The sequence below is a fragment of the Allobosea sp. genome (assembly GCF_035944895.1).
Lineage (GTDB): Bacteria > Pseudomonadota > Alphaproteobacteria > Rhizobiales > Beijerinckiaceae > Allobosea.
On record NZ_DASZAT010000004.1, the window covers coordinates 186,980 to 193,193 of the forward strand.

A 6,214-nucleotide genomic window follows, 5' to 3' on the forward strand; every position below is an offset into this window, starting at 1 on the left:
AAGGCTATGAGCGAGATCAAGGGAGCCTCGGTCGTGATCGTCGGCGGCGGCGTTACCGGCCTCTCGGCCGGCTGGTGGCTGGCGCGGGAGGGTGTCGACGTGCTGGTGCTGGAGAAGGGGCTGATCGGCTGGGAAGCCTCCGGCCGCAATGGCGGCGGCTGCTCGCACCACCATTCGCCACTCTTCGCCGAGGAGCAGCGGCTCTGGCCGATCATGGACGAACTGCTGGGGTACCCGACCGAGTTCAGGGGCGAGCGTGTCCGCCTCGCCTCGAGCGAGCACCAGATGGCGCTCTATGGCCGCGCCTTGCGCAATGCCGCGCGGCAGGGCTTCGAGTCCGACGTGCTCGACGTCAAGCAGGCGAAGGAGATGGTGCCGCTGGCCGGCGACACCGTGGTCGGCGGCTATCACTACAAATTCGGCGGCCATGCCAATCCGCATCGCACGCTGCAGGGCTATGCCTGGGCGATGCAGGACCATGGCGGCCGCATCCTGCAGCACACCACCGTTACCGGCTTCCGGACCGAGGGCGGCCGCGTCGTTGCCGTCGAGACCGATCGCGGTGAGATCGGCTGCGACACTCTCGTGCTGGCAGCCGGCCCGCAGACCGGCCGGCTCTCCGCCATGCTCGGGCAGGAGGTGCCGGTGCAGTCGGCCCGCTGCGAGATGATCGTGACCGAGCCGCTGCCGCTGATGCCGCTCGGCGGCGTCGACGGCTGCGGGCTCTATGGCCGCCAGACGCTGCGCGGCAACCTCGCCTATGGCGGCGGCCCGCACGAATGGCTGGCCATGGCGGAGGAGGGCACGCTGCCTAAGCCGACCACGCCGCTGATGCTGCATATGGGAAAGCGCCTCGCTGAGTTGCTGCCCAAGGCGGCGCATGCTCGCATCATCCGCTCCTGGGCCGGCGTGATCGAGAACACGCCGGATGGACGGCCGGTGATCGACCGGCTCGCTGCGCAGGCCAATGTCGTGGTGGCGACGCTGTCGAGCGTCGGCTTCGGCCTCTCGCCGGCGAGCGGACGGGCGATCCGCGATCTCGTCGTCGACGGCGCCTGCGGCTTCGCTGATATCTCCAGTTTCAGCCTGGCGCGCTTCGCCGAGCTGGAGCCGAACTGGCGCGACTTGCAGGGCTGGCAGGTGACTGCCGCGACCGAGGCGGTGGCGGCGTAGAAGCGGCGAGGAACCGTCGCGCTCGGGCTTGCTCCGGGGCTATCCGGTTACATGGCTGGAGACATGGGGCCCTCTGCGACAGGAGGGCCGCGGAAGCACGACAGGCCCTCTCGCCCGTTCCGGGAGAGGGCTCGCGCGCATGTCCCATGCGGCAGCCGGCGGTCTTGCCGGGCAAAGCTCATTCAATCCGCAAATGCTTATTCAATCCGCAAATAATGGGCATTTCGGAACCGGTCTCACCGTGGAAGGCCATTCGGATTATTCGGCATGATCGAAGCCAGTGGTCGGGTCGAACCTGAAGACCGCGGCACAGAGGGGAGATCATCATGTCGACAGCCGTCACTCACGGAGCAGACATCTCCGAGGGCTCATCATCATCGCAGCAATTGGATGCGGCTTTCAGCAAGGTTACCTGGCGCCTCATTCCATTTCTGATGATCCTCTGGATCCTCGCCTGGATCGACCGGGTCAATATCGGTTTCGCCAAGCTGCAGATGCTGAACGATCTCAAGTTCAGCGAGGCGATCTACGGCCTCGGTGCCGGCATCTTCTTCATCGGCTACTTCCTGTTCGAGGTTCCGAGCAACCTGCTGCTCGAACGGATCGGCGCGCGCAAGACCGTCGCCCGCATCACCATGCTTTGGGGCATCACCTGCGTCGCGATGATGTTCGTGACGACGCCGATGCAGTTCTATGTCCTGCGCTTCCTGCTGGGCGTGTTCGAGGCCGGTTTCTATCCCGGCATCATCCTCTATCTCACCTATTGGTATCCGACCGAGCGGCGCGCCAAGGCCTTCGGCCTGTTCATGTCCGCCTCGGCCCTGGCCGGCGTGCTCGGCGGGCCGCTGGCCGGCACGATCATGACCCAGCTCAACGGCGCCAATGGCTGGTCCGGCTGGCAGTGGGTCTTCCTGATCGAGGGCATTCCCTCGGTGATCGCCGGCATCGTCACCCTGTTCTACATGACCGACAAGCCCGAGAAGGCGAACTGGCTCACCGACAGGGAGAAGAGCCTGATCCTCGCCGACCTGGAGCGCGACCGCGCCGCCCTTGGCCCGCGCGAGCACAAGATCATGAAGTCGCTGCGTGACCCCCGGGTCTGGCAGTTCATCGCGATCTACTTCTGCATCATCCTCGCGAACTCGACCCTGACCTTCTGGGGCCCGACCGCGGTGCGTGAGCTCGGCTTCACCAGCCCGGCCACCGTCGGCTGGATCATGGCGGTTTGCTATCTCTGCGGCGCCGCCGGCATGATCCTGATCGGCCGGAGCTCGGACCGCCATCGGGAGGCGCGGCTGCACACGGGCGTCGCTGCCCTGGTCGGGGCGGTGTCGATGGCGGCGCTGGGTTTCCTGATCCCGAACGGCTCCTATTTCGCTCTGGTCGCGCTGGCCTTCGCCATCATCGGCACGATGAGCGCCATCCCGGTGTTCTGGCAGATGCCCAACCTGTTCCTCTCGGGTTCGGCCGCGGCGGCGGGCGTCGCCCTGATCAACTCGGTGGCCAATCTCGCCGGGTTCGGCGCACCCTTCGCCATGGGCGTGATCAAGGATGCGACGGGGCTGATGTCGCCGGGGCTCTGGATGGTCGCCCTGTTCGAAGCGGCCACCGTGATCCTGATCATCAAGTTCATCCCAGCCTTCAAGAAGGCCGGGAAGTAGGGAAGCCGGGGGGCGCGGCCGCAGAAGCCGCGAGCGTCGCGAGGCGCTATCTTGGCGGCAGCGGTTCTCCGTCGCAGATGACGGAAAGCAGCGCCCGTCAGACTGGGTCGCCCGCTCGGTGCCAATCACCGGCGGGCGGCCGTTTTCGTTCATGGGGTCCGGGCTGGGGTTCTATTGGCTCGTTGCAGGCTCGTCCGGCAGGCGGTTGCGGGTCAGGACCTGGCGCAGCCAGTGATGCATCGGCGAGTGCTGGGTGCGGTCGTGCCAGAGCTGGTAGAAGCGCATGCGCGGGAATTCCAGCGGCGGCTCCACGATGGTCAGCGGCAGGATGGTGGTGAAATAGCGCGCGAAATGCCGGCTGCTCATATAGACGAGGTCGGTCCCGACGAGCATGTAGGGCGCCATCGCGAAATAGGAGATCACCAGGCGGCGCTCGCGGCTGATCCGCATCTTCGTCAGATGGGTCTCGACCACACCGCGATGCGCGATCGAGTAGGGCGCCGGGGCGATATGGCTGGCGGTCAGGAACTCCGTCTGCGACGGCGTGGCCCGCGTGAACGGATGGTCGCGATCGACGAGGCAGACCACATCGTCCTCGAATAGCGTCGACGTGCGCAGATAGGCCGGCGGCGACGGCCAGTTTCCGATGACGATGTCGATCGTGCCGGCGGCGAGAGCACCCTCGAAATCGAAATCGCCGCCAAGTGAGCGCAGGACGAGCCGCGCGTTCGGAGCACGCTGACGAAATTCGCGCACGGCGCCCGCGAGATAGGCCGGCGCAACATAGTCGGGCAGGGCGATGGTGAAGGTCTGAAGGCTCGAGGCGGGATCGGGCTTGTCGGGGTCGAGCAGGAGGTTGTCCAGCTCCTCCAGCGCCTTGATCGCGGTCTGCTGCAGTGCGAGCGCCCGCTCGGTCGGCACCATGCCGTCGCGGCTGCGCACCAGCAGCTGGTCGCCGAAAATCTCGCGCAGGCGCTTCAGGGCGAGGCTGATCGCGGGCTGCGACAGGTTCAGGCGCGCGGCCGTCCTGGTGACGCTGCGCTCCGCCAGGAGGATGCAGAAAACCCGCAGGAGCTGTGCGTCGAGGGGGTTCTCCTGAGGCAGCATGGTCGACGATCCCTGCGACGCAACGGTCCCGGCAGGCTGATCCTCTCAAGCTCTATTCGGCTTTGCAAATAATGGGAATTGGCGGCGCCCGATCTCAATGAAACGCGGCATGCGCTAAAGCCGGGGTGCCACTGCGAGCCGCTCGCGCCGGCCATATTCCGAAGGACAGGATCCGAAGATGACGCCCTCTTCCAAAGCAATGCAGCCGCCCTTCACGCTGGCGGCGATCAACGCCATGGATCGGCCCGGCTTCGTGTCCGCCTTCGGCGCGATCTTCGAGCACTCGCCCTGGGTCGCCGAGGAGGCCTTCGCGGCGCGCCCCTTCGCCAGCATCGACGCGATGCACGCGGCGATGGTCGCCGCCGTCCGCGGCAGCGACGAGGCGAAGCTGACTGCGCTGCTCTGCGCCCACCCGGAGCTCGCCGGGCGCGAGGCGAAGCGGGGCGAGCTGACCCAGTCCTCGGATGTCGAGCAGGCCAGCGCCGGCCTCACCAGCCTGACGCAGGCGGAGGTCCGCCAGATCGACACGCTCAACCGCGCCTATCGCGAGCGCCACGGTTTCCCGTTCATCGCCTGCGTCAGGCACTACACCAAGGCCGGCATCTATGCCGAGCTGGCCCGCCGTGCGGCGCGCGACACCGCCCCGGAGCGTGAGGAAGCGCTCGCCCAGATCGGCTTCATCACCCGCTATCGCCTCGCGCAGGTGACCGATGAGACGCAGGCCTCCCGCGCGGCCTGAGGGCAGTGGCGACGTAGCAATCCGAAGGGAGCAGGTGTCTCCCGGCATCGCGAGCTCATTGTCATCTTGCAGGAGGAACCATCGTGCCGAGCATTAACCGCAGGGTCTTTTCCGCCGGCCTCGCCGCCAGCGCGGCCGCCATCCCTTTGAGCGCCTCCGCCCAGGCGCAGCGCTACAAGCTGCTGCTCAACACCTCGCTGTCGGGCCCGGTCTCGTTCTTCCTGCTGGCGCAGGATCGCGGCTATCTGCGCGAGGAGGGCCTCGACATCGCCTTCTCGCCCGGCGATGGCGCGGCCGCGATCATCCCGCAGGTGAAGGCCGGTAATTTCGATGTCGGCTATGGCGATATCTCGGCCTTGATCGAGCGCATCGCCCGCAGTGCTCCGAACCAGGGGCCGGTGGCGATCTGGACCACCTTCAACAGCGTGCCCTTCACAATCGCCGTTCCCGCCGACAGCCCGATCCGCTCGCCCAAGGATTTCGAAGGCAAGACGATCTCGGGCCATCCGGTCGATGCCGCGCTGATCACCTTCGACATGTTCGCGCGCGCCAACGGCGTCGACGCCAGCAAGGTGAAGGTCGTCGAGTCGCCGGCCGCGATGGGCAACCAGGTCGCCGACATGCTGAAGGGCAAGGGCGCGCAAGGCGTGTTCGGCTTCGTCAACACGATCATCGCCTCTGTGGCGCCGCTTGGCATCGACGGGCGCAAGGAGCTGCGCTTCCTGAACTATGCCGACCACCTGCCGGACATGTACGGCAACACCCTGTTCGTGACGCGCGAACTCTACAGCGCCAATCCGCGGGCGTTGTCGGGCATGGTGCGCGCCTTCAACCGGGCCCTGTCCGACACGACGAAGGACCCCAATGTCGCGATCGAGGCGCTGGCCAAGCGCGAGCCGTCGATCCGGCGCGACGTCAACCTGACCCGTCTCGTCGGCACGCTGAAGAGCGAGATGGCGCATCCGGAAGGCAAGCGGATCGGCATCGGCGACATGGACGATGCTCGCCTCGGCCGCCTGATCGCCCTGATCGTCGAGACCAAGAAACTGCCGCGCACGCCGTCCCTGCGCGAGGTTTTCGATCGCTCGTTCCTGCCGCCGGACCAGGAGCGGATTCGCTCGCTCGCAGGGTAGGGCGCTGGGCATACGCCATGGGAGCGGCGGGGGCGGCGCTTCCGCCGCTTCAGCGATTGCTGCCGCTGCGGTAAATCGGATCGCGAGAAACGACTCTTCTTCCAACGGCTTGCGGGCCGTTCCTGAATCATCCTCGCATGGACTTGAATCAGCTGATGAACGCCTCCCCCTACCCGCGCGACCTCGTCGGTTATGGCCGCAACCCGCCGCATCCGCGCTGGCCGGGGCAGGCGCGGATCGCGGTGCAGTTCGTGGTCAATTACGAGGAAGGCGGCGAGAACAACATCCTGCATGGCGATGCCGCCTCGGAAGCCTTCCTCTCCGAGATCGTCGGCGCCGCGCCCTGGCCCGGCCAGCGCCATATGAACATGGAGTCGATCTACGAATACGGCTCGCGCGCC

General features: G+C 66.6%; 5 protein-coding genes and 1 pseudogene. 5 read left to right on the forward strand and 1 reads right to left on the reverse strand.

The features are described from left to right. The first annotated feature begins 6 nt into the window (after positions 1-6). Together VGV58_RS02410 and VGV58_RS02415 are read left to right on the forward strand one after the other, a co-directional pair. Entirely contained in the window at positions 7-1,173 is a 1,167-nt protein-coding gene (locus tag VGV58_RS02410; protein ID WP_326872369.1) for an NAD(P)/FAD-dependent oxidoreductase, read from the forward strand. A gap of 434 nt (positions 1,174-1,607) precedes the next feature. Continuing rightward, positions 1,608-2,834, forward strand: coding sequence for an MFS transporter (locus VGV58_RS02415; protein WP_326872370.1), 1,227 nt, complete (start codon positions 1,608-1,610; stop codon positions 2,832-2,834). A gap of 171 nt (positions 2,835-3,005) precedes the next feature. On the opposite strand, the gene VGV58_RS02420 is transcribed toward VGV58_RS02415, so the two are convergent. Beyond that, on the reverse strand, positions 3,006-3,941 hold the full coding sequence (locus tag VGV58_RS02420) for a LysR family transcriptional regulator (protein ID WP_326872371.1): 936 nt from the start codon (positions 3,939-3,941) through the stop codon (positions 3,006-3,008). 178 nt (positions 3,942-4,119) lie between these two features. Here VGV58_RS02420 and uraD point away from each other — a divergent pair, with 178 nt between their 5' ends. From uraD to VGV58_RS02435, 3 genes and pseudogenes are all read left to right on the forward strand, one after another. Continuing rightward, a complete protein-coding gene (gene uraD, locus VGV58_RS02425; protein WP_326872372.1) occupies positions 4,120-4,680 on the forward strand; it encodes a 2-oxo-4-hydroxy-4-carboxy-5-ureidoimidazoline decarboxylase in 561 nt (186 codons plus the stop codon). 83 nt (positions 4,681-4,763) lie between these two features. Further along, positions 4,764-5,813, forward strand: coding sequence for an ABC transporter substrate-binding protein (locus VGV58_RS02430; RefSeq protein WP_326872373.1), 1,050 nt, complete (start codon positions 4,764-4,766; stop codon positions 5,811-5,813). 155 nt (positions 5,814-5,968) lie between these two features. Next, positions 5,969-6,214 (forward strand): annotated as a pseudogene (locus VGV58_RS02435) (allantoinase PuuE); the annotation flags it as partial.

Coding starts and splice junctions, on each gene's coding strand:
- VGV58_RS02415 (WP_326872370.1), top strand. CDS start 1,608: ATGATCCTCTGGATCCTCGCCTGGATCGACCGGGTCAATATCGGTTTC.
- uraD (WP_326872372.1), top strand. CDS start 4,120: ATGACGCCCTCTTCCAAAGCAATGCAGCCGCCCTTCACGCTGGCGGCG.
- VGV58_RS02420 (WP_326872371.1), bottom strand. CDS start 3,941: ATGCTGCCTCAGGAGAACCCCCTCGACGCACAGCTCCTGCGGGTTTTC.
- VGV58_RS02410 (WP_326872369.1), top strand. CDS start 7: ATGAGCGAGATCAAGGGAGCCTCGGTCGTGATCGTCGGCGGCGGCGTT.